At 61.7% G+C, this 23,364-nt stretch carries 18 protein-coding genes; 7 read left to right on the top strand and 11 right to left on the bottom strand.

What is annotated here, in order from left to right:
* Window positions 1-48 precede the first annotated feature (48 nt).
* From LGQ03_RS08425 to cysQ, 3 genes are read right to left on the bottom strand one after another with little or no spacing between them, the layout of a single operon-like run.
* Window positions 49-1,284, bottom strand: coding sequence for a glycosyltransferase family 2 protein (locus LGQ03_RS08425; protein ID WP_226748046.1), 1,236 nt, complete (start codon window positions 1,282-1,284; stop codon window positions 49-51).
* Window position 1,285: 1 nt separating this feature from the next.
* On the bottom strand, window positions 1,286-2,083 hold the full coding sequence (locus tag LGQ03_RS08420) for a 3-deoxy-manno-octulosonate cytidylyltransferase family protein (RefSeq protein ID WP_226748045.1): 798 nt from the start codon (window positions 2,081-2,083) through the stop codon (window positions 1,286-1,288).
* Window positions 2,080-2,877, bottom strand: a complete 798-nt coding sequence (gene cysQ, locus LGQ03_RS08415; RefSeq protein ID WP_226748044.1) for a 3'(2'),5'-bisphosphate nucleotidase CysQ — start codon at window positions 2,875-2,877, stop codon at window positions 2,080-2,082. The genes LGQ03_RS08420 and cysQ overlap by 4 nt, the downstream gene beginning before the upstream one ends.
* Before the next feature lie 124 nt (window positions 2,878-3,001).
* On the opposite strand from cysQ, the gene LGQ03_RS08410 reads away from it, so the two are divergent.
* The 4 genes from LGQ03_RS08410 to radC all read left to right on the top strand — a co-directional run bounded on the left by LGQ03_RS08410 (window position 3,002) and on the right by radC (window position 8,039).
* A complete protein-coding gene (locus tag LGQ03_RS08410; RefSeq protein ID WP_090158064.1) occupies window positions 3,002-3,823 on the top strand; it encodes an ABC transporter permease in 822 nt (273 codons plus the stop codon).
* A gap of 200 nt (window positions 3,824-4,023) precedes the next feature.
* Complete coding sequence (gene dnaK / locus LGQ03_RS08405; protein ID WP_090158065.1) at window positions 4,024-5,931, top strand: molecular chaperone DnaK; 1,908 nt, start codon at window positions 4,024-4,026, stop codon at window positions 5,929-5,931.
* A gap of 72 nt (window positions 5,932-6,003) precedes the next feature.
* The gene (gene dnaJ, locus LGQ03_RS08400) at window positions 6,004-7,152 is read left to right on the top strand and encodes a molecular chaperone DnaJ (protein ID WP_090158066.1); all 1,149 of its coding nucleotides are present in this window, start codon (window positions 6,004-6,006) and stop codon (window positions 7,150-7,152) included.
* 137 nt (window positions 7,153-7,289) lie between these two features.
* Window positions 7,290-8,039, top strand: coding sequence for a RadC family protein (gene radC / locus LGQ03_RS08395; RefSeq protein ID WP_226748043.1), 750 nt, complete (start codon window positions 7,290-7,292; stop codon window positions 8,037-8,039).
* Here the strand turns inward: radC and LGQ03_RS08390 are convergent.
* The 3 genes from LGQ03_RS08390 to secA form a co-directional block, all read right to left on the bottom strand.
* Window positions 8,036-9,559 (bottom strand): phosphate ABC transporter substrate-binding/OmpA family protein, encoded by a 1,524-nt coding sequence (locus LGQ03_RS08390; protein ID WP_226748042.1) that lies wholly within the window; start codon window positions 9,557-9,559, stop codon window positions 8,036-8,038. The two genes, radC and LGQ03_RS08390, sit on opposite strands and share 4 nt — an antisense overlap.
* A gap of 26 nt (window positions 9,560-9,585) precedes the next feature.
* Complete coding sequence (locus tag LGQ03_RS08385; protein WP_226748041.1) at window positions 9,586-10,617, bottom strand: hypothetical protein; 1,032 nt, start codon at window positions 10,615-10,617, stop codon at window positions 9,586-9,588.
* A gap of 278 nt (window positions 10,618-10,895) precedes the next feature.
* Window positions 10,896-13,598, bottom strand: coding sequence for a preprotein translocase subunit SecA (gene secA / locus LGQ03_RS08380; RefSeq protein ID WP_226748040.1), 2,703 nt, complete (start codon window positions 13,596-13,598; stop codon window positions 10,896-10,898).
* A gap of 187 nt (window positions 13,599-13,785) precedes the next feature.
* On the opposite strand from secA, the gene LGQ03_RS08375 reads away from it, so the two are divergent.
* From LGQ03_RS08375 to mutT, 3 genes are read left to right on the top strand one after another with little or no spacing between them, the layout of a single operon-like run.
* Window positions 13,786-14,625 carry a peptidylprolyl isomerase gene (locus LGQ03_RS08375; protein WP_226748039.1) on the top strand — a complete coding sequence of 280 codons (840 nt, stop codon included), beginning with the start codon at window positions 13,786-13,788 and terminating at the stop codon, window positions 14,623-14,625.
* Between the two features lie 3 nt (window positions 14,626-14,628).
* Complete coding sequence (argJ, locus tag LGQ03_RS08370; RefSeq protein WP_226748038.1) at window positions 14,629-15,843, top strand: bifunctional glutamate N-acetyltransferase/amino-acid acetyltransferase ArgJ; 1,215 nt, start codon at window positions 14,629-14,631, stop codon at window positions 15,841-15,843.
* The gene (gene mutT, locus LGQ03_RS08365) at window positions 15,840-16,238 is read left to right on the top strand and encodes an 8-oxo-dGTP diphosphatase MutT (RefSeq protein ID WP_226748037.1); all 399 of its coding nucleotides are present in this window, start codon (window positions 15,840-15,842) and stop codon (window positions 16,236-16,238) included. The genes argJ and mutT overlap by 4 nt, the downstream gene beginning before the upstream one ends.
* A gap of 127 nt (window positions 16,239-16,365) precedes the next feature.
* On the opposite strand, the gene infB is transcribed toward mutT, so the two are convergent.
* The 5 genes from infB to LGQ03_RS08340 form a co-directional block, all read right to left on the bottom strand.
* Entirely contained in the window at window positions 16,366-18,855 is a 2,490-nt protein-coding gene (infB, locus tag LGQ03_RS08360) for a translation initiation factor IF-2 (RefSeq protein ID WP_226748036.1), read from the bottom strand.
* A gap of 4 nt (window positions 18,856-18,859) precedes the next feature.
* Window positions 18,860-19,486 carry an RNA-binding protein gene (locus tag LGQ03_RS08355; protein WP_090158075.1) on the bottom strand — a complete coding sequence of 209 codons (627 nt, stop codon included), beginning with the start codon at window positions 19,484-19,486 and terminating at the stop codon, window positions 18,860-18,862.
* 16 nt (window positions 19,487-19,502) lie between these two features.
* Window positions 19,503-21,113 (bottom strand): transcription termination factor NusA, encoded by a 1,611-nt coding sequence (gene nusA, locus LGQ03_RS08350; protein WP_226748035.1) that lies wholly within the window; start codon window positions 21,111-21,113, stop codon window positions 19,503-19,505.
* Window positions 21,113-21,739, bottom strand: a complete 627-nt coding sequence (rimP, locus tag LGQ03_RS08345) for a ribosome maturation factor RimP (protein ID WP_056030666.1) — start codon at window positions 21,737-21,739, stop codon at window positions 21,113-21,115. The genes nusA and rimP overlap by 1 nt, the downstream gene beginning before the upstream one ends.
* Window positions 21,740-21,893: 154 nt before the next feature.
* Complete coding sequence (locus LGQ03_RS08340) at window positions 21,894-23,354, bottom strand: ABC transporter substrate-binding protein (protein ID WP_226748034.1); 1,461 nt, start codon at window positions 23,352-23,354, stop codon at window positions 21,894-21,896.
* Window positions 23,355-23,364: the final 10 nt, after the last annotated feature.

The raw sequence follows: 23,364 nt of genomic DNA, 5'->3' as shown, positions 1-23,364 counted from the left end.
CAGGATAGCGTCTAGGCCAGAGAAGCAATAAATCCAAGACAAGTTGTTTTAATTTACATTCGACTTTTGCACCTGCGGCACACGCAGATCATGGACGCGCTGCGCCTCGCGCAGGGAACGCGCACGGGCCGTCACGAACGTCAGGATCGGCGCATCCCTGTCTGATCGGCCGAACTGCCCGCCAGATTGTTCCCAAACGCCTGCGTCAGTGAACCGGACCCGATGAAACAGGCCCGAAAACGAAAACAGATACAGCGTCACGACGGCCCCGCCGCTGACCCGCGCGCGCGCCTCATCCCGCAAGCGTGACGCCTGCCAGAAACGTCCCGACATGACATCGTGCGGCCGCACCGTCGTGGGAAAACGCAAACGGTCCCGGGGGCCCTCGACAAGCGCAATCTGCCCCAACGGGCGGGTCATGCCAGCCGCCCAACCCGCGTCAAAGGTCGCGAGGATTCGGCGCACGTCCCCCGGCATCATGTGCCCGGCAACCATATGGCCCAAGAGGCGTCTGCGTTGTTCGGCACGGTGCAGAACGCGGGACGGGTTGCGGGTTGGACCGTGTTTGCGCAGGAACACCGCAAGGCTGGCACCGATCTGGAACAGATTGCGCGGCACACGTCCGGCCGTGCGGCGCGGGCTGGCAGCATAGCCGTGATGCACCTGCGCCAGCGGCACCAACGCCGTGACCGCGCCGCGTGCAGCCAGTCGCAGGTTCACGTCCGTTTCATCCAGATAGAATTCAAAGGCAGGATCGAAACCGCCGAGCGCCATCAAGGCATCGCGGCGCACGGCCATGTTCGTGCCTTCGGTCTTGGCCGCACGCCCCACAGACCCCTGCACAAGAACCGGACGGTCACCCTTGACCGGCAGCGGCACGGCCTGCCCGTCACCGAACACCATCCGCCCGCGCCACTGGAAACTGATCCCGTTGCGACCGCGCACGAAACCCCCGGCAACCGTGACGCTGCCGTCCTGCAACGGGGCCAGCAGATGCGACAGCCAGCGCGGTTCGGGCACGGCGTCATCGTCGATGAATGCAATCAGATCACCCGTTGACTGTGCCACGCCTGCGTTGCGCGCAGCCGAGATGTTGGGCGTATCGAATCGTACCAGTCGGATCACGTCAGCCAGACCCGACGACATCACCGCAGGCGCAGAGGTCGCATCGGCAACCACGATCACCTCGACGTCCGGGTAGTCGATTTGCGCCAGACCCGTCAGGCAGCGCCGCAGCGCGTCGGGTCGGCCGTGGCTGACAACGACGACGCTGGCAGGCAGCATGTTAGTCCAGTCCCATCTTGGCCAGCATCGCCTCGATCCGGGGAACATCCTCTGGGTTGTTCAGCTCCCAAAACTCGCGCCCCTTGGCCGCGACCTTGACGCAGAGCACGCGCTGCGCCTGTTCCAGGAACCGCAGTTGCTCCAACCCTTCGAGGGTTTCCAACGGACCAGTGGGCCAGGTCATGTAGGCCCGTAGCGCATCGGGGCGGTAGGCATAGACACCCACGTGATGCCAGACGGGCGTCATGGCATCGTCAGCGTAGGTTTCACCCCGGTAGGGGATGACTTCCTTGGAAAAATAAAGCGCGTTCATCGCCGCGCCGAATACGGCCGTCGTCCCGCCAACGCGGCCCGCCTGACGGTCCTCGAGGAACCCGCGCAGGGCTGCCCCTTCGGTTTGCAGGACAGGCGTGGCGACCATCGCGTCTGGGTTTGCACGCAGACCAGCGACCAGTTCCTCGACGAACCATGCGGGCGTCAGCGGCGCGTCGCCTTGCAGGTTCACGACGATTTCGGGGTTGCCCAGCGCGTCCAGTGCCGCGGCACAGCGTTCGGTGCCGTTGGCGCAGGACACGGGCGTCATCACGACCTCTGCGCCGAAGGCCTGAGCCGCGTCCCGAATACGGTCATCATCGGTGGCGACCACCACGCGGTCCACGCCCGTGACCGTCATCGCGGCATCCCAGCTGCGACGGATCAGGCTGCGCGCAGTCCCATTGGCACCGCGCAGATCCACCAGCGGCTTGCCCGGATAACGGGTCGAGGCGTAGCGGGCGGGAATGACGATGACGACACTCATGATGTCAGCAAGTCCACATCGGGCGAATAGGCGATAAAGAACGGGTTGGCGAAACCGTCCTTGCCGTATTGCAGCGGCTGGTGGTTATCGAACCGGACGACACGACCACCCGCACCGTTCAGCACCGCATGACCGGCAGCGGTATCCCATTCCATCGTACGACCCAGACGGGGATAGAGATCCGCCTCTCCGGTGGCGATCAGGCAGAATTTCAGCGAGGAGCCCGCAGATTTCATGTCCTTGACCATGTACAGGTCGATGTAGTCGTCCGTCGCCTGATCACGGTGCGATTTCGATGCCACCACCAGCAGCGCATTGTTGTCGGGACGCGACACGCTGATGGCCTCGATCTCGCCCACGGTGTCCTTGTCGAATGGTCCCAGTTCCTCGACCGTGGTGCCGTCGGCCTGCGTATAGAACATGCGGCCCTTGGCCGGGGCATAGACGACGCCCCGGATCGGCGCGCCATCGACCACATAGGCGATGTTCACGGTGAAATCGCCACGGCGTTTGATGAATTCCTTGGTGCCGTCCAGCGGATCGACGATCAGGAACGTGCTGGCTGTCTCACCATGCGTCTTTGATTGTTCCTCGGTGACCAGCGCCACATCGGGAAAGGCCGCGCGCAGGCCCGCGCTGATGATTGCGTCGGCCGCCTCGTCCGCCGCCGTCACGGGGCTGTCGTCGGATTTGGAACGGACCTCGAAATCGGGGCTGTCATAGATTTCCATGATGCGGTCACCCGCCTCGAGCGAGAGGCGACGCATCACGGCGGTCAGCTTTTCAAAATCCATGGTCATACTTTCTTCGCAATCCTGGGCCACACGTTGAATTGATTGATGAACAATGCTGCGGCCCTTATGCTGTGGCGGCAGACGGACGGCAAGAATTTCGTCAACAGACCCGCAAGGCAGTGAAATGTTTCAACCCGATCTTCGCAGAACACGGACGCGCACCGTCTTTGGCATGATGGAATTGATCTACCACAGTGCCGTCCGCGACATCCGCAAGAGCCATCGCAACGCGCTGATGGGTCTGGTTCTGAACATTTTCCAGACGGTGCTTTTCGTCCTCAGTTTCTACGCGATGTTCATGCTGCTGGGGATGCGCGGTGCCGCGGTGCGTGGTGATTTCCTGCTGTACATCATGTCGGGTATTTTCCTGTACATGAGCCATACCAAGGCGATGAACGCCATCGTCCAGTCCGAAGGCCCGGCCAGCGCGATGATGCAACACGCGCCGATGAACACGGTAATCGCGATCTGCGCATCGGCTCTGTCGGCGCTGTATCTTCAAATCCTGTCGATCCTTGTGGTGCTGTTTTTCTACCACGTCCTGTTCACGCCCGTATATATCGACCAGCCTATCGGCGCGCTGGGCATGGTGATTCTGGCGTGGTTTTCAGGCTGCGCCGTGGGCACGATTTTCCTCGCGATCAAACCCTGGATGCCGGAATTTGCGAAAATCGGCAGTTCGATCTATGGGCGGGTGAACATGATCGCCAGCGGCAAGATGTTTCTGGCCAACGCCCTGCCTGCGTCGATGCTGGTGATGTTCGACTGGAACCCGCTGTTTCACTGCATCGACCAGATGCGCGGCTTCGTGTTTGAGAACTATCACCCCTATAATTCCAACGTCAGCTATCCGGTCAAGGTTGCGATCGTCCTGCTGGTGCTGGGCCTGCTGGGCGAATTCTATACGCGGCGTCAGGCCTCTGCATCGTGGAACGCGGCACGCTGATTGCTGACGCACCGGCAAGACGGCCATGCAAAAATTCTAGGCAATTGGTGCGACACCCCCGGTTGCAGGCCCCCGAACCCCCTCCTATATACGGCCAGTCGGTGTGAAAGGCTCTGCCTCGCACCTGAAATCAAATCGGGCGCAGGTGCCGCAATGGGTCTGCGCCTCTCAAACCGCCTGATGTTAAAGGGATTTGAACCATGGCCAAAGTGATCGGTATCGACCTCGGTACGACCAACTCCTGCATTGCCATCATGGATGGCAGCAAACCACGCGTGATCGAAAACAGCGAAGGTGCCCGCACCACGCCGTCGATCGTCGCGTTCACGGATGACGAGCGCCTTGTGGGCCAGCCGGCGAAACGCCAGGCCGTCACCAACCCCGAAAACACGATTTTCGCCGTCAAGCGCCTGATCGGTCGTCGGTTCGACGATCAGGATCTGGCCAAGGACAAGAAGAACATGCCGTTCGACGTGGTCGACGGCGGCAATGGCGACGCATGGGTATCCGCCAAGGGCGAGAAGTATTCCCCGTCGCAGATCTCTGCATTCATCCTGGGCAAGATGAAGGAAACCGCCGAGAGCTATCTTGGCGAAGAAGTCACGCAGGCCGTCATCACGGTGCCCGCCTATTTCAACGACGCCCAGCGTCAGGCCACCAAGGACGCAGGCAAAATCGCCGGTCTGGAAGTGTTGCGCATCATCAACGAGCCGACCGCCGCCGCACTGGCCTATGGTCTGGACAAGAAAGACACCAAGACGATCGCCGTCTATGACCTGGGTGGCGGTACGTTCGACGTGACCATCCTGGAAATCGACGACGGCCTGTTCGAAGTGAAATCCACCAACGGTGACACGTTCCTGGGTGGTGAAGATTTCGACATGCGGATCGTCAACTACCTCGCTGACGAGTTCAAGAAAGAGCATTCCGTCGATCTGACCAAGGACAAGATGGCGCTTCAGCGTCTGAAGGAAGCTGCTGAAAAGGCCAAGATCGAGCTGTCCAGCTCTTCTTCGACCGAAATCAACCAGCCCTTCATCTCGATGGGATCCAACGGCCAGCCGCTGCACATGGTCATGAAACTGACCCGCGCCAAGCTGGAAAGCCTGGTGTCCGACCTGATCAAGAATTCGATCAAACCGTGCAAGGACGCGCTGAAGGATGCCGGCCTGTCCGTCGGTGACATCGACGAGGTCGTCCTCGTCGGCGGCATGACCCGCATGCCCAAGGTTAAGGAAGAAGTCGCCAAGTTCTTTGGCAAAGAGGCGCATCAGGGCGTGAACCCCGATGAGGTGGTTGCCATGGGTGCCGCCATTCAGGCCGGTGTGCTGCAGGGCGACGTCAAGGACGTGGTGCTGCTGGACGTGACCCCGCTGTCGCTGGGTATCGAAACGCTGGGCGGTGTGTTCACCCGTCTGATCGATCGCAACACGACGATCCCGACGAAAAAGTCGCAGACGTTCTCGACCGCCGAGGACAACCAGAACGCCGTGACCCTGCGTGTTTTCCAGGGTGAGCGCGAGATGGCGGCCGACAACAAGATGCTGGGTCAGTTCAACCTCGAAGGTATCCCGCCCGCACCGCGCGGCATGCCCCAGATCGAAGTCACCTTTGACATCGACGCCAACGGCATCGTGTCCGTGGGTGCCAAGGACAAGGGCACCGGCAAGGAACAGACGATCACCATCCAGGCGTCCGGCGGCCTGTCCGACGAGGACATCGAGGAAATGGTCAAGGATGCAGAGGCCAACGCGGACGCCGACAAGGAACGCCGCGAACTGGTCGAAGCCAAGAACCAGGCAGAGAGCCTGATTCACTCGACCGAAAAGTCGATGGAAGAGCATGCGGACAAGGTCGATCCGACCACGATCGAGGCGATCGAGCTGGCCATTGCCGCCCTCAAGGACGATCTGGAAAAGAACGATTCCGCCAAGATCAAGTCCGGCATCCAGAACGTCACCGAATCCGCGATGAAGCTGGGCGAGGCCATCTACAAGGCCAGCCAAGAGGCCGAGGACGGCGGGTCGGATGAACCAAAGGGGGCCGATGCGGATGACGACATCCTCGACGCCGACTTTGAAGATCTGGACGACGAAAAGCGCAACTAAGGCATTCGCCTGACGGAATAGACCGGCCCCTTTAACCGGGCCGGTCTTTTTCCATTCCCAGAGGGGAACACAATGGCAAAACGCGATTACTACGAAACTCTCGGGCTGGCGCGTGGCGCAGATGCGGCCGAGATCAAGAAAGCCTACCGCCAGAAGGCAAAGGAACTGCACCCCGACCGCAATTCCGACAACCCCAAGGCAGAAGAGCAATTCAAGGAAGCCAACGAGGCCTACGAGGTCCTCAAGGACGCCAACAAGAAGGCGGCCTATGACCGCTACGGTCACGCCGCGTTCGAAGGTGGCATGGGCGGCGGTGGCGGCGGACCGCGCGGACCGCAGGGCCAGGGTGATTTCGCATCCGCCTTTTCGGACGTGTTCGACGACCTGTTCGGCGATTTCATGGGTGGCCAGCGCGGCGGTGGGCGCGCGCGCGCGACACGCGGGTCGGACCTGCGCTATAACCTGCGGGTCAAGCTGGAAGATGCCTACACCGGCCAGCAAAAGACGATCAACGTGCCAACGGCCGTGCAATGCGGCAGCTGCAAGGGATCGGGCGCAGAGGATGGGTCCGACCCGGTCACCTGCCCCACCTGTTCCGGCATGGGCAAGGTGCGCGCGCAGCAGGGCTTTTTCACAGTGGAGCGGACCTGTCCGACCTGCAACGGTGCAGGCCAGACAGTGAAAAATCCGTGCCGCGTGTGCCACGGCGCAGGACGTGTGGAAAAGGAAAAATCCCTGTCGGTGAACATCCCGGCCGGGGTGGAAACGGGCACCCGTATCCGTCTGGCCGGCGAAGGCGAGGCTGGGATGCGCGGCGGACCGGCGGGCGATCTGTATATCTTTATCGAGGTCGAGGATCACCAGCTGTTCGAACGGGAATCATCGAACCTGTTCTGCCGTGTGCCTGTCAGCATCGCAGCCGCTGCACTGGGTGGCGAAATCGAAGTGCCGACAATCGACGGTGGCCGCAGCAGGGTCAAGATCCCCGAAGGGTCGCAATCGGGGCGTCAGATGCGCCTGCGCGGCAAGGGCATGCCCGCCCTGCGTGGCGGCGGTGCCGGTGACATGTTCATCGAACTGGCGGTTGAGACGCCTGTGAACCTGACCTCGCGGCAGAAGGAAATCCTGCGCGAATTCGATACACTGTCCAAGGAAAACAACCCGCAAGGGTCCAGTTTTTTCAAGTCAGTCAAAGGGTTCTGGGATTCCATGAAGGGCTGAACGCCCCGTCTGACCGACCCACAACGGCCCGGACCTGCATGGTTCGGGCCGTTTTTCTTGGACGATTATGATGTCATCTCAGGCCGCACCGGATCGCGGTTAACCCTGTCTTCATTCATTGGCGTCACTCTGATGGCATGACTGGATTTCAGGATGCCCTTCCCATCTTTGGCGACCCGGACGAGGCGGCGTGCCCATCCGGCGGCCCTCGTCAGCCATCCTATCTGCGGGATCATCGGGCGCGATTGCGCGACCGGTTTCGCACCGGCGGGGCGGCGGCCTTGCCTGACTACGAAATGTTGGAACTGCTGCTGTTCCGGTCCATCCCCCGGCAGGACGTGAAACCGCTGGCGCGGGCGTTGATCGACCACTTTGGCGACTTGAACGGCGTGCTCTCCGCCACCCCAGACAGGTTGGGCAGGATCAAGGGCGTAGGCGATGCGGTCATCACGGACCTGAAACTGGTCGAGGCGGCGACCCATCGCATGGCGCGTGGCCGCGTGATGCAGCGACACGTCGTGTCCAGCTGGGATGCGCTGCTGGACTACTGCCATACGGTCATGTCGCATCGGGATACCGAACAATTCCGCATCCTTTTTCTGGATACCCGCAACACGCTGATCGCGGACGAGGCACAGGCCAGTGGCACCATCGACCATGTTCCCGTCTATCCGCGCGAGGTCGTGAAACGCGCGCTGGAACTGAACGCGGCATCGCTGATCCTTGTGCACAACCATCCCTCGGGCGACCCGACCCCATCCGACGCCGATATCGCCATGACACGGCAGATCGCCGCCGCTGCGGAAACCATGCGCATCACGGTGCACGATCATCTGATCATCGGGAAATCACGCGAATTGTCATTCCGCGCAGAAGGTCTTCTTTAGTCGCCGATCCAGACTTCAACCCGGCGATTCGCCTGACGACCGCGGGCTGTGTCGTCGCAACCGATGGGCAGCGCCTCTCCAAAGGCTGCCGTGTCGATCTGTACGGTTTCGGGCAAATCATCACCCAGGACATCCAGCAGGCGGTCACGGACACGCGTCGCACGTTCCCCAGAGAGTTCCAGATTGGCAAGCGCCGGCCCCTCGCCGTCACTGAAGCCGATCAGCAGAATGTCACGCCCATCATACAGTCCCGCCCGGATGTCATGAGCCAGCGTCAACAGGTTTGCGTTCGAGACAGGATCCAGCGTCGCGGTGCCGACATCAAAGCGGAACGTCAGCGACGACCGCGCGCGGGCGTGCATCAGTTGCACCATGCGCTGCAATTCGGTCAGTGGCGTATCCACGCCTGCAATCGTGATCGCATGGGCAAGCCGCCCGCCTTGCCCATCCAGCGGAATGGGCACCACACCCAAATCCACAAGACCCGCGCGGCGAATGATCAGATGCGCCTCGGGGCTGCGCAGGTAGCTCAGGAAATCAAGGACGATCTGCGGCTGCCGCTGCTGGGCCAACGTCAGGAACAGTGGGGTGGTCAGCGGGTAATCCTGCGTCTTGATGCTGCTGATACGCGGCGCACTGACCAGACCGCAGGTATCGACCAGACTGACAGCCTGGGCCACACCGGTTTCCGACAGGGCGGTGACGCCCAGCGCCCCGACATCCTCTGCCACAGCGGCACTCAGGGCGGCAGCGTCACCGTGCCGGGTCAAGAATGCGGCATCCCCCGGCAGACTGGCAAGAAAGGCATCCGCTTGCCCGTCAAGTTCGGGCCCCAGATGCAATGACAACGGCGTGCCATCGGGCCAGACCGTCACATCCCCGGTAAAGGCCGCATCCAGCAGACCGGGGTCGATCCTGCGTTGCGGGTTGAGCGGGGACACGATGGGCACCAATGCATCAATCCCAAGGATGAACGCATGGCCCAACCCGCGCAAATCCGCGAGGCCCACGTCAGCTGCCCGCTGGTTTTCAACATCAAGGATTTCCCGGAACGACAGCGCGGCATCGGCCCGAAAGGTCACCAAATCTGCAAACGCCTCGGCGGAATTGGATGGCAGGACAGGCACGTCCAGCACGGGCGCATTCTGGGCATCCAGCAACATAATTCCGGATAGCATATCGTCCGTCACGATCTGCTGTGCCGTCAGGTCAGCCTGTCTGGCGAATCCGTCCAGCAGCGCCGGCAACAGGATTTCGGTCGCGCGCGCCTCGCCAGAGATGCGCAACCGCGGCACGTATTTTGCGGGGTCAGGGCATGCAGCACCGCTGCATTGCACCGTGGTGTAGTCGACCGTCAGCGGACCATAGTCCGATTCTACGCGCATGTATTGCCCGTCGTAACTGACGATCCGCCCCGTCACGCTTAGCCCTCCCTGCGCCGAGGTGATCGTCACCTCTTGGGCAGCCAGTGGGGACAGGCACGCGAAAAGTGCGGCAACCGAAGCTGCCGCACTTTTCAAGATGGATCGGAACCTGTCGCGTGCATTCATCGTGCCGCGAGTGTCAGGTCCTCGAACATATTATTCAACACCAGAAATTCACCAACTGCATCGCAATCGGGCATCGACATTACCAGATCGGTCGCATCCGTGGGCTTGCCCGGAACCACCTGGAGGCTTTGAGCCGCGACCTGACGACCGCAATTTCCTGCTGTCACTTCTGCCTCGACGCTGAGTGCCACATTGCCATCGCGGGCATTGGACCCGCTTGGGAATGTATAGACCTCGGCCATGAAACCGTCGCTGATCGCCGGATCACCCAACGGCGTCAGGACTCCGCCTGTTCCGAATTCCGCAGCGGCCAGATCGCCGGTTGCGCCGTTCCAGATATGGCCGTCCTCGAAATATGCCGCGCCAAACTCGAGGGCGTGCAACTGAATATCCTCTGCACCCTGCCATTGCAGCACGGCACGGTCGTATTGGTCGATGTCGGACACGTCCGCGCTGGCAGCAGCCCCAAGACCCGTGCCGAAATCAGCCACGAACAGCGCGTTACGCGCCAGTGCCGGCACCGTCACGACCAATGCACCGTCATCGTCGGTCAGGTTCTGAAACATCATGCCACGATGATGGATCGTGACGGCTTCGTTCGGACGGCAAGTGTCCGTCAATGTGATCTGCACCATCGCGATCGGCAGCACCTGAGCAGCCATTTTGGGGTTGCAATCGGCGATTTCGACCTCGATCTCACCCTCTGGTTCTGCAACCACTTCTGGCGCAGCCTCTACAGATTTGATCTGAGGCAGGGGCATGGCCTCTGGTGTCTGCAGGACGGGCGCGGATGGGGTCGCTGCAACCGGTTCAATCGCCACCGCAGGTTCGGGCGCTGCCTTGGGCAGCGGAATCATGCCTGGGGCTGCGGTTGCGGTGCGTACGGGCGGCTGTGTCATCGCCTGCGGTGCGTCGTCGCCGCCGATGCGCGACGCAAGTGCGTCGCCGTATTGCATGACCGTACCAATGCCGAGTGCTGCGGAAAACGTCAGCCCGGCTGTGGCATATTTCTTCATCTTGGTCCGCATGTCCCACTCCTCGTCCAATGACTTGGGGCAGATGTGACATTCCCCCGTGTCGTCAGCGGGACGGACTCGCGGAATTAACGTGGCATGAATGCGGCAGCGTAGATGTCGCGATCAGCGCAGATCATAGTCAAAATAGGTGATCATCGGGCAAAAACCTTAACCGACGGGTCGCCCGTGGCGTGGGTGGCCATGTCAGCCAGAACTCGGCCAGTTGGGTCAATGTCTCTGTCCGGGTCACGCCCGTGGGCCGGACCCGGACAGGTTTTCCTGATGCCGCGTCAGACCTGACCGTGACAATGCTTGAACTTTTTGCCCGACCCGCAGGGGCAGGCATCGTTCCGGCCAGGATTGCCCCAGGTCTTGGGGTCGTCCTCGACGAAACCTGCACGCGCCGAGGCGTCGCCCGGCGTCTGGGCCGAGGTCGCCCGTTCTAGGCTGGCATCCGCACGCGCGGCGGCCTGCGCCTTCATCTGGGCGATCAACTGCTGCTGCTGTTCGGGCGACATCGGCCTGATCTGAGACAGTTTTTCGGTCACATCGATCCGCAGACCGTCCAGCAGACGTTCGAACAGCTGGAAACCTTCGGTCTTGTATTCGTTCAGCGGGTCACGCTGGGCGTAGCCACGGAAACCCACCACAGACCGCAGGTGTTCCAGCGTCACAAGATGTTCACGCCATTTGGTGTCGATAGTTTGCAGCAGGATCTGCTTTTCCACGCTGCGCATGGTGTCCGCGCCAAAGGACGCCTCTTTTTCGGCCATGGCGTCGTCGCTGGCTTTTTCCAGACGCTCGCGCATATCGGCATTATCAACGCCTTCTTCTTCGCCCCATGCGGTGACGGGGGCGTCGACACCCAGAACGCGTTTGACCTCGGCGCTCAGCCCCTCGGTATCCCATTGATCGGCGTAGGATTTTGGCGGCATGAAGTCATCGACCATATCCTCGATCACCTGATGACGCATGTCAGCGGTGATTTCGGACAGATCCTGCGCTTCCATGATCTCGCGGCGCTGGCCAAAGATGACCTTGCGCTGTTCGTTCATCACGTCGTCGTATTTCAGCAATTGCTTGCGGATGTCAAAGTTGCGACCCTCGACCTTGGCCTGGGCACGTTCCAACGACTTGTTCACCCAAGGGTGGACGATCGCCTCGCCCTCTTTCATGCCCAGCGTGGACAGCACCTTTTCCAGACGCTCGGACCCGAAAATCCGCATCAGGTCATCCTCGAGCGAGAGGAAAAACACCGACCGGCCCGGATCGCCCTGACGGCCCGAACGTCCGCGCAGCTGGTTATCGATCCGGCGGCTTTCGTGACGTTCGGTTGCCAGCACGAACAGACCGCCAGCCTCGAGCACACGTGATTTCTCGTCGGCGTGGTCAGCCTCGATCTTCTGACGCAAGGCATCGACATCGGCATCCGGATTTTCGGCCAGCGCCTCTTGAACCTTCATTTCGACGTTGCCGCCCAGCTGGATGTCGGTGCCGCGGCCGGCCATGTTGGTCGCGATGGTCACTGCCCCGATCTTGCCGGCATCGGCGATGATCTGCGCCTCTTGTTCATGCTGACGGGCGTTCAGCACGTTGTGCGTGATGCCTTCCTTGGTCAGCAGTTGCGACAGGAATTCGGATTTTTCGATCGACGTGGTGCCAACAAGGACCGGCTGCCCCTTGGCGTGCGCGGTCTTGATTTCCTCGACCACGCCGTTGAATTTCTCGACTGCGGTCCGGTAGACCTGATCGTTTTCATCCTGCCGCGCGATGGGCTTGTTTGTCGGCACCTCGACCACACCAAGGCGGTAGATCTCGCGGAATTCGTCGGCCTCGGTCAGCGCGGTGCCGGTCATACCCGCCAGCTTGTTGTACAGGCGGAAATAATTCTGGAACGTAACGGATGCGAGGGTCACGTTTTCAGGGCGGATCTGGACGCCCTCTTTGGCCTCGATCGCCTGATGCAGACCGTCGGACAGGCGGCGGCCCGTCATCATGCGCCCCGTGAATTCGTCGATCAGCACGACGTCATCGCCGCGCACGATGTAATCCTTGTCCTTGGTGAACAGCTTGTGCGCACGCAGGGCCTGGTTGACGTGATGTACCAGTGACGCGCTCTCGGGATCATACAGCGACTGACCCTCTGGCAACTGATCCGCACGGGACAGCGCGTCCTCGAGATAATCGTTGCCTTCGTCGGTATAAGTCACCTGACGGGTCTTCTCGTCCAGCGTGAAATGGTCGTCCTGGATGCCCGGCACGATCTTGTCGATTTCGCGGTACATCTCGGACCGATCTTGCGCGGGGCCGGAAATGATCAGCGGCGTGCGCGCCTCGTCGATCAGGATGCTGTCGACCTCGTCCACGATCGCAAAGTTATGCGGCCGCTGATACATTTGCGACAGTTCGGATTTCATGTTGTCGCGCAGGTAGTCGAACCCCAGTTCGTTGTTCGTGGCATAGGTCACGTCGCACTGGTAGGCGTGTTTCTTTTCCTCGTCGGGCTGCTGCGGGACCACGACGCCGGTGGTCATGCCAAGGGCTGCATAGACCTTGGACATCCATTCGGCGTCGCGCCGTGCGAGGTAGTCGTTCACGGTGACGATATGCACACCTTCGCCCGACAGCGCGTTCAGATAGGCCGGGAACGTCGCGACCAGCGTCTTGCCCTCGCCGGTTTTCATTTCGGCGATATTGCCCTGATGCAGGAAGATGCCGCCCATCAACTGCGTATCGAACGCCCGCAGACCCAGTGCGCGGCGCGCGGCCTCGCGGCAGTTGGCGAATGCTTCTGGCAGTAGCGCATCCAGGCTTTCGCCACCCTTGGCGCGGTCCTGAAGGCTCCGGGTGCGGTCGATGATTTCGGCGTCGGTCAGGGCGCTGAATTCTGACTCAAGCGCGTTGATCTGTGCGATCAGCGGGCGGACGGATTTGACCTTGCGATCATTGGCGGTCCCAAAGACCTTTTTGGTGATGGTTCCAAGACCCAGCATAATCTCTCCGCGGGCGAATGGCGCCCATGTGATCCGAATGACAGAGGAGGTTGCTTGTAGGCTATCGCCTGCGCCCCTAAACAGGGCCGAGACCAGCCCCCTCAAGGCTTGCAGCCGATGTAAGGGGCCGACCCAATACTGTCAACGTGCGCTCGTTTTTGGCGCAATGATGAAAGGACACGACCCCATGAACAGACTGACCGCCCTGATGGGCGCAGCCGTCATCGCAGGCAGCGCGCAGACCGCCGTCGCACAGGATGCATCCACCGTCGTCGCCACCGTCGGTGACACTGAAATCACGCTGGGCGAAATGATCATCGCCCGCGCACAATTGCCTGCGCAATACGACCAGTTCCCCGCCGATGTCCTGTTCGAAGGCATCGTCGACCAGCTGGTGCAGCAGGAACTGCTGGCCGCATCGCTGACCGATGTGCCGTCCCGTGTTGCCCTGTCGCTGGCGAACGAAGAAAGGTCCCTCAAGGCCGGTGAAGTCATCACCGCGCTGACCGGTGAGGCCGTCACCGAAGAGGCCGTCCAGGCCCGCTATGACGAAATCATTGCCGAATTCGAGGCGAACCCCGCCACCGAATACAACGCAAGCCACCTGCTGGTCGAAACCGAAGAAGAGGCGCAGGCCGCAGCCGAGCGCGCAGCGGACGAGGATTTCGCCGCGCTGGCGATGGAACTGTCCACCGGACCGTCCGGCCCCAATGGCGGCGAATTGGGCTGGTTCAGCACCGGTGCCATGGTCCCCGAATTCGAGGCCGCCGTCGTTGACATGGAGGTGGGCGCGGTGTCCGCACCGGTGCAGACCCAGTTCGGCTGGCATGTGATCAAGCTGAACGAAACCCGCCCCGTGGCGGCCCCCGACCTCGAAGAGGTGCGCGGCGAAATCAGCAGCGCCATTCAGGAAGAGGCGATCACGGCGCGCATCGCGGAACTGCGCGATGCGACCGCCATCACCCTTCCCGAAACCGGCGCGATCGACGCAGAACTCTTGAACAACCTCGAACTGCTGGAACCCTGAACCATGGCTCTGTCCCCGCTTGCACCCGCTGCATTTCCTGACCTGCCCGTCATCGACGGCGTGACCTTTGCGGCGGGTGCCGCGGGGGTCAAATACCAGAACCGCACTGACGTGATGCTGGCGCTGCTGGCCCCCGGCAGCACCATTGCAGGCGTCTTTACCCGGTCGGCCACGCGGTCGGCCAACGTGCTGGACTGCCAGGCCAAGATGGGCAGCGATGCGCAGGCAGGGGCAGCCATCCTTGTAAACTCCGGCAATTCCAACGCGTTCACGGGCAAGGCGGGCGAATCCTCGGTCAAACGCATCTGCGAAGGTGTCGCCGCCCGCGCGGATGTGCCGCTTGACAGGGTATACACCTCCTCGACCGGGGTGATCGGGGAACCGTTGCCGGACGATCGGATCACCGCCAAACTGGACGACCTGATGGCAGCCCAGTCACCCGACGGGATCGCCGAGGCCGCCCGCGCCATCATGACAACCGACACCTTTGCCAAGGGGTCGGCACAGACTGTCACCATCGACGGAAAGCCCGTTCAGATTGCCGGCATCGCCAAGGGGTCGGGCATGATCGCGCCCGATATGGCAACCATGCTGGTCTATATCTTTACCGATGCACAGATCGGCCACAGCGCGCTGCAATCCTTGCTGTTGCGTCTGACAGACCGGACATTCAACAACATCACCGTCGACAGCGACACGTCTACATCCGACACGCTGCTGATGGGGGCTACCGGCACATCCGGCGTGGACGTGACCGACAATGCCGCGTTTGCGGACGCGCTGCATGCTGTCATGCTGGACCTGTCGCATCAGGTCGTGCGCGACGGCGAGGGGGCCACCAAATTCGTGACCGTGAACGTCACGGGTGCAGCCAATGACACCGATGCGCGTCTGGTTGCCATGGCGACCGCCAACAGCCCGTTGGTCAAAACCGCCATCGCCGGTGAGGACCCGAACTGGGGCCGCATCGTCATGGCGGTCGGCAAGTCCGGCGCACAGGCCGACCGCGACCTGTTGACCATTCGCCTGGGCGATCTGGTGCTGGCCCGTGACGGATGGCGCGCACCCGAATATTCCGAGGACGCCTGCGCCGCCTACATGAAAGGCCAGAACATCGACATCAATGTCGACCTCGGGCTGGGCGATGGAACCTGCACTGTCTGGACCTGCGATCTGACCCATGAATATATCCGCATCAACGCGGATTACCGGTCATGAAAACGATCCTCGTGTCCGCCGTTGCCCTGATCGACGTCGAGGGCCGCATCTTGCTGGCCCAAAGGCCACCCGGCAAATCGCTGGCGGGCCTGTGGGAATTTCCCGGCGGCAAGGTCGAACCCGGCGAAACCCCCGAGGCTGCACTGATCCGAGAACTGCAAGAAGAGCTGGGGATCGACACTTGGGCCTCTTGCCTCGCGCCGCTGACCTTTGCCAGCCACAGCTACGATGATTTCCACCTGCTGATGCCCCTGTTCGCCTGCCGCAAATGGAACGGAACACCACAGGGGCGCGAGGGCCAGGTCCTGAAATGGGCCCGCGCATCAGAGTTGCGCGACTATCCCATGCCACCCGCCGACATCCCGCTCATCCCCATCCTGCGCGACTGGCTCTAGACACCCGGCTGCCGCGCACTGCCTGCGGCGGCCGTGCTGTATCATCTTGCCAAAAATACTCAAAAAAAACAGGCCCGCCAGCATCGCTGACGAGCCTGTTGTCGGACTGCGCGTCGATTGCGGACCCTTACAGGTTCCGCTCGACCGATTCGCGCTCAAAGATTTCGATGACGTCACCGTCACGGATATCCTCGTAGTTCTCGAACGCCATGCCGCATTCCTGACCGGACTGCACTTCGGCAACTTCGTCCTTGAAACGCTTGAGCGTTTTCAGCGTGCCTTCGTGGATCACGACGTTGTCGCGCAGCAGGCGGACGCCTGCGGACCGACGTGCCACACCTTCGGTGACGATACAGCCTGCAACCTTGCCGACGCCCGTAACCTTGAACACCTCTTTGATGTTGGCATAGCCGATGAACTTTTCGCGGATCTCGTCACCCAGCAGGCCGCTGGCGGCGGATTTCACGTCATCCACCAAATCGTAGATCACCGAATAATAGCGGATCTCGACGCCCTTCTGGTTGGCCGAATTCCGCGCGGTCGCATTTGCACGCACGTTAAAGCCAAAGACAGGTGCACCGGATGCCTCGGCAAGGCCGATATCGGTTTCCGTGATGGCGCCCACACCGGAATGCAGGACGCGCACGCGCACCTCGTCGTTGCCGATCTTTTCCATCGCCTGAACGATGGCTTCGGCAGACCCTTGCACGTCGGCCTTGACGACGATCGGCAGTTCGCTGACGTTTTCGTTGGCCTTGGCGTTGGCCATCAGCTGTTCCAGCGTCGTGGCGGCCCCCAGTGCGGCCCGCTTGTCCTTGGCGACCTGTGCGCGGTAGTCGGCGATTTCACGCGCCTGCGCTTCGGTTTCGGTCACGTTCAGAACGTCGCCTGCCTCTGGCGTGCCGTTCAGGCCCAGAACCTCGACGGGAACGGACGGACCGGCCTCTTTGACGCGGTCGCCCTTGTCGTCGATCAACGCGCGGACCTTGCCCCACTGTTCGCCGACAACAAAGATGTCGCCCTGCTTCAGCGTGCCGTTCTGCACCAGAACGGTCGCGACAGGACCACGGCCCACGTCCAGCTGCGCCTCGATCACGGCGCCCATGGCAGCGCGGTCGGGGTTGGCCTTGAGTTCAAGGATTTCGGCCTGCAACGCGATGGCGTCCAGCAGGTTGTCCAGACCCTGACCCGTCTGAGCCGAAACCTCGACGTCCTGCACGTCACCAGACATCGCCTCGACGATGACCTCGTGTTGCAGCAGATCCGTGCGGACCTTGTTGGCGTCGGCCGACGGTTTGTCCATCTTGTTGATCGCGACGATCATCGGGACCTTGGCGGCCTTGGCGTGGTTGATCGCCTCAATCGTCTGGGGCATGACCGCATCGTCAGCGGCAACCACCAGAACGACGATGTCAGTGACCTGCGCGCCGCGTGACCGCATTGACGTGAACGCAGCGTGGCCGGGCGTGTCGAGGAATGACAGCGTCTGACCGGATTTTGTCACAACCTGATAGGCACCGATGTGCTGGGTGATGCCACCAGCCTCGCCTGCGACGACGCGGGCGTTGCGGATCGCGTCCAGCAGCGACGTTTTACCGTGGTCGACGTGGCCCATGATCGTGATGATCGGCGCACGCGGTTTCAGGTCAGCAGGTTTGTCCTCGGACTGTTCGATGACCTGCTCGACGTCGGCATCGGACACGCGCACAACGCGGTGGCCGAATTCCTCGATGATCAATTCAGCGGTATCCGCGTCGATGGTCTGGGTCTGCGTGACCATCATGCCCATCTGCATCAGCGATTTCACCACGTCGGACACGCGTTCCGCCATGCGGTTCGCCAGTTCACCGACCGTGATTGCCTCTGGCAGCTGCACGTCGCGCACGACCTTTTCACGCTCGACCTGACCGCCCATCGCCTTTTGACGATTGCGTTCCTGCTTGCGCTTCATGGCGGCCATGGACTTCGGACGACCGCCGGCACCGCCGCGCAATGCGTCGTTGACCGTCAGCTTGCCGGACCGACGACCATCGTCGCTGCGGCCGGGTTTGCTGTCGCGGGGTTTCACGTCGCGGTCGCGGTCTGTCTTGCGCGGCGCGGCAGAGGGGCGCGACACGGCTGTTTCGCCGGGTGCTGCGGCAGCGGGATCGGGGGACGCGGCAGGCGCAGGCGCGTTTTTCGCGGCCTCTTCCTTGCGGCGCTTTTCCTCTTCCTCGGCGGCTTTTGCCTTGGCGCGTTCTTCGCGTTCGCGGTCTTCGGCCTCTTTCGCCTCGATTTCGGCACGACGGCGGTCACGCTCTTCGGCGCGCGCCTTTTCCTCGGCGGCACGTTTCGCAGCGTCCTCGGCCTCGCGGGCCTTGGACATCGCGAGTGCCTTCATCCGGCGCTCCAGCTCTGCATCGGAAATGCCTGCGGGCCGCTTGGACGGATCGCCGCCCAGTCGGTTTGCTGTTCCGGATGTCGTGGGTTTCGCTGCACCGGGTTTCGGCACAACCACGCGCTTGCGCTTGGTTTCCACAACAACGTTCTTGGTCCGCCCATGCGAAAAGCTTTGCTTTACGTTGCTGGGGCGGGACCCGCCAAGGCCGAGTGGTTTCTTGCCGTCAGTATCGCTCATCTAGCTATATATCCTTCCCGACAGCCGGATCGCTGTCGTCAATCTCGCGCAGGCCGCGCAGTCTTGCGGCCTCCATTACAACACGGTCGCTAATTCCGCCAGTCGCGAGCGCACCATGTATCACACTTTGCCGTCCGAATGCCAAACCCAGTTCGGCACCCGTCAGGCAGTTAAAATAGCGGGCCCCTTCCGGGGTCCAGAGTTTCGCCTTGCCGCGGTCAGACCCATCGGCGGCCTGCAATAACACGCGGACACGCGCGCCACCCGCTAGCCAGCCCTTGACCTTTTCAAAGCCACAGATCGCTAGACCCGCCTTGCGGGCCATCGCGATCAGGTCAATCACACGCCGCGTCATCTGCCGTTCAACCTCGTCCGCCAGATCGTCAGGCACCGTCACCGCCTGTTTCGCGGATCGGCTGAACTGGCCCTTTTTCGCGGCATCCAACGCGTCACGGGTGGATGACACATACATGCCACGTCCGGGCAGTTTTTCCAGTACATCGGGCACAACAAGATTTTCTGGCCCCACGACGAACCGAACCAGACCCGATTTCGGGGCCGTCTCGCCGGTGACGATGCACCGCCGTTCGGGGCCATCATCCCGGTTCTTTTTCAATCCGCCGCGCGCCATCGCGATGTCAGAGGCCTCAGGCCTCTGCCTCCTCGTGCATATCGGCATCGTCCGCGTCAGATACAAGGTCATCGGGATCGACCCAACCCAGCATCACGCGGGCCGTCATGATCATGTTCTGCGCTTCTTCGAGGCTGATGTCGAATTTTTCCAGCGTGCCTTCGTCCTTGTGACGCTCGCCGTTGACGATGGTCCAGCCACCGGCCAGTTCCCAGTCGGCACAGGTTGCGAAATCTTCGAGCGTTTTCACGTCATCCTCGGCCAGCGCCTCGACCATTTGCGGTGTAAGCCCCTCGAATTCGATCAGGCTGTCCTCTGCACCCAGTTCGCGGGCGCGATCCAGCGCCTTGGCGTTCTGCGCCTCCAGATAGTCGCGGGCGCGTGCCTGCAACTCTCCGGCGGTGTCGTCGTCCACGCCTTCGATGACCAGCAGTTCCTCTGCGTCGACATAGGCGACTTCTTCGAGGTTGGTGAATCCTTCGGACACCAGCAACTGCGCAAAGAATTCGTCCAGATCCAGCGTGTCCATGAACAGTTTGGTGCGGACTTCGAATTCAGCCTGACGGCGCTTGGATTCTTCTTCTTCGGTCAGGATGTCGATATCGAGACCGGTCAGCATCGACGCCAGACGCACGTTCTGACCGCGACGACCGATGGCCAGGCTCAGCTGTTCATCGGGCACGACCACTTCGATCTTGCCAGCTTCTTCGTCCAGAACGACCTTGCTGACCTCGGCGGGCTGCAATGCGTTCACCAGGAACGTCGGCATGTCCTCGTTCCAGGGGATGATGTCGATTTTCTCACCCTGAAGCTCGTTCACGACGGCCTGGACGCGGCTGCCGCGCATACCCACGCAGGCACCCACGGGGTCGATGCCGCTGTCATAGGAAATGACGGCAATCTTGGCGCGCGAACCGGGATCACGGGCAACGGCCTTGATCTCGATGATGCCTTCGTAGATTTCCGGCACTTCCATCTTGAACAGTTCGGCCATGAATTCCGGTGCGGTCCGCGACAGGAAAATCTGCGGGCCGCGCTGTTCGCGGCGCACGTCCTTGATGTAGCAGCGGATGCGGTCGTTGGGGCGGTATGCCTCGCGGCCGATCTTTTCGTTGCGGCGCAGAATCGCCTCGCCAGAGCCTACGTCCACGATGACGTTGCCGTATTCCTCACGCTTGACCATCGCGTTGATGATCGTGCCGGCGCGATCCTTGAATTCTTCGTACTGCTTGTCACGCTCGGCTTCACGCACCTTTTGCAGGATCACCTGCTTGGCGGATTGTGCCGCGATGCGGCCCAGTTCGACCGGAGGAACCTGTTCGACCAGCGTGTCGCCGACCTTTGGGTCCTCGATGTAACCCTTTGCGGTCTCGACGGTGAATTGCGACTGATAGTTTTCGTATTCTTCCTCGTCCACCACCGTGCGCACACGGGTGAACGTCGCACGACCGGTCTTGCGGTCAATGCTGACGCGGATGTCCATTTCAGCGCCATAACGCGACTTTGCCGCACGCGCGAGCGACTCTTCCATCGCCTCGACCACCAGACCGGGGTCGATGTTTTTCTCGCGTGCCACGGCCTCTGCGGTCTGCAAAAGCTCTAGCTGGTTGGCGGATGTAATGGCCATCAGTTCATCTCCTTGCGCGAACTCGGTCGCTTTTTCGATCTCTTGTCGGGGGCGACGTTGTCGTCGCTGTCAATAATGGTCTGGACTTCGTCGAATTGGGTCTCGTCGATCAGGCCGCCGTCCTTGCGACCCTTGAGAGCCTCGCGGATCAGGTCGTCGGTCAGGACCAGTTTCGCATCCGACAGCCATTCGAATTTCAGGCCGATGGTGCCTTCTTCGATTTCGATCAGCACTTCGTCGCCCTCGACGCCGGCCAATTCGCCTTTGAACCGACGGCGACCGTCGATCAGCTCGTCCGTTTCGATCTTGGCCTCGAACCCCTGCCATTGTTCGAAATCCTTGAGACGGGTCAGGGGGCGGTCGATACCGGGGCTGCTGACCTCCAGCGTATAGGCGTCCAGGATCGGGTCCTCGACATCCATGACGGCGCTCACGGCGGTGCTGATCTTGCCGCAGTCATCGACTTCGATGGTGCCGTCAGGTTTTTGCGCCATGATCTGGAGCGTCGTTTCCTTGCCGGACATCAGACGGATTCGCACGATTTCATAGCCCAGGTCCTCGACCACGGGGGTAATGATCTCTGCGATGCGACGGTCGATGGCCGCCTTGGCGATGAGGTCGTTCATGGATTCCTCCAAGCACAAAAAAACGGGCGCGCGGCCCGTTCGAAATTCCGGTTGGGCGCTGGGGGTGGAGGCCAGCACGCCGCTGTTGAGCATCACATAGAGCAACCTCAGACAAACTGCAAGTGATGCCGATCAGCGCCCCCGTGGCTGGATGTCAGGCCATCCACCATCGTTCGGCCATGCGTGCATCGTCCATCGGTCGCTGGTGCCCCAGTTGCGCTGGCGTGCCGATCCGCGTCGATGCGGCCTGAAGCGTCGTGGCAAAGGCCGGAATGATCGCGCGGCCCTGATCACGCAGCAGCATCTGCGCCTCGGCATAGACTGCATCGCGCAGGTCGGCGTCCATCGTGGACCGCCCCTGCCGCAGCAAGTCCCGGAACCGGTCGGATGCCTCGATCCCGTCGGTTGCCTGACCATAGGCCACCAGCAACATCCAGTCGGCGGTTGCCCGCCCGGCGGATCCGATCCCCGCACAGGTCAGAACTTCGCGGCCCGACGCATCACGCAAGCTGATCCGGGGGCCGGTTGCGCCCCATGACGGCGTGATCCGCGCTGCACCAAAACCAGCCTGCGCCAGATGGTAGCCTGCCCGGTCAGGATCGCAGGCCAAGGTGTGGCCAGCCTGAAAATGAGGGTTCGCCGGGCCAATCGGACTGTCCGTGGCGACCTGACCATATCCCGCCAAGAGGTCATCGACCCAGGCCTGCCGGTCTATCCCATGACGCAAGGCGGCCCGCAAATCATGCGCTGCCGGGCCCTGCGGCACGTGAAACGCATCGTGCTGGTTGCCCGATACCTGTTGTAGCGACAGTCGCGGATGTGCCGCGATTGATGTCACATCCGCCGGGGCGACCCGGTTGATCGCATCCACACGCCCCGCGAGCAACGCCGAGAGCCGGACTGCGGGATCATTCATCGCGACATAGTCAATCCGGTCGAACCAACCCGCCGTCTCGCCCTTGTAATGATCGTCCACGCGCACCGCCGTCATGCGCCGACCGGGCTGAAACGACGTCACGCGGTACAGACCTGTGCCGATCCCGTCGCGCATCGCTGCGTTCATCTGGCCTGCCGGATAGATCAACAGGTGGTGATCCGACAGCAAGTAGGGGAAATCCGCATTCGGCGCAGTCAGTTTCAACGTGACCTGATACGGGCCGGACGCCCGCAGATCGTCGATCAAACGCACGATTGCGCCCGCACCATAGGCGCGGTCGTCGTCGCGGTGCAGGTTCAACGAGGCGATCACATCCGCAGGGCCGAAATCCGCACCATTGTGAAAACGCACGCCACGCCGCAGATTGAAAACCCAGGTCTGGCCATCCGTGCTGTCCCAGCTTTCGGCCAATTCACCCTTGAGGCTGCCATCAGCAGCGATTTCCGTCAGGCAATCGAACACTGCACCCTGACCCGCCGCGATCATGAACAGATCGCTGTGACCGCGCGCATCCCAACTGTCGGACGGATGCGCCCCGCCCAGACCCGCGATCAGCGTGCCACCACGCGACTGCGCCCGCAAAGGCAGCCCTGTCAGCCCCAGCACACCGGCAGCCACCGCGCCCTGCAACAGGCGGCGGCGGTTGGGAATACTGGTCTGTGCGCGTCGGTCTGACATGGCCTGCCTG

This window comes from Loktanella gaetbuli (genome assembly GCF_020531945.1).
GTDB classification, from domain to species: Bacteria; Pseudomonadota; Alphaproteobacteria; order Rhodobacterales; family Rhodobacteraceae; genus Loktanella; species Loktanella gaetbuli.
This window is presented reverse-complemented; position numbering and strand designations above follow the sequence as displayed.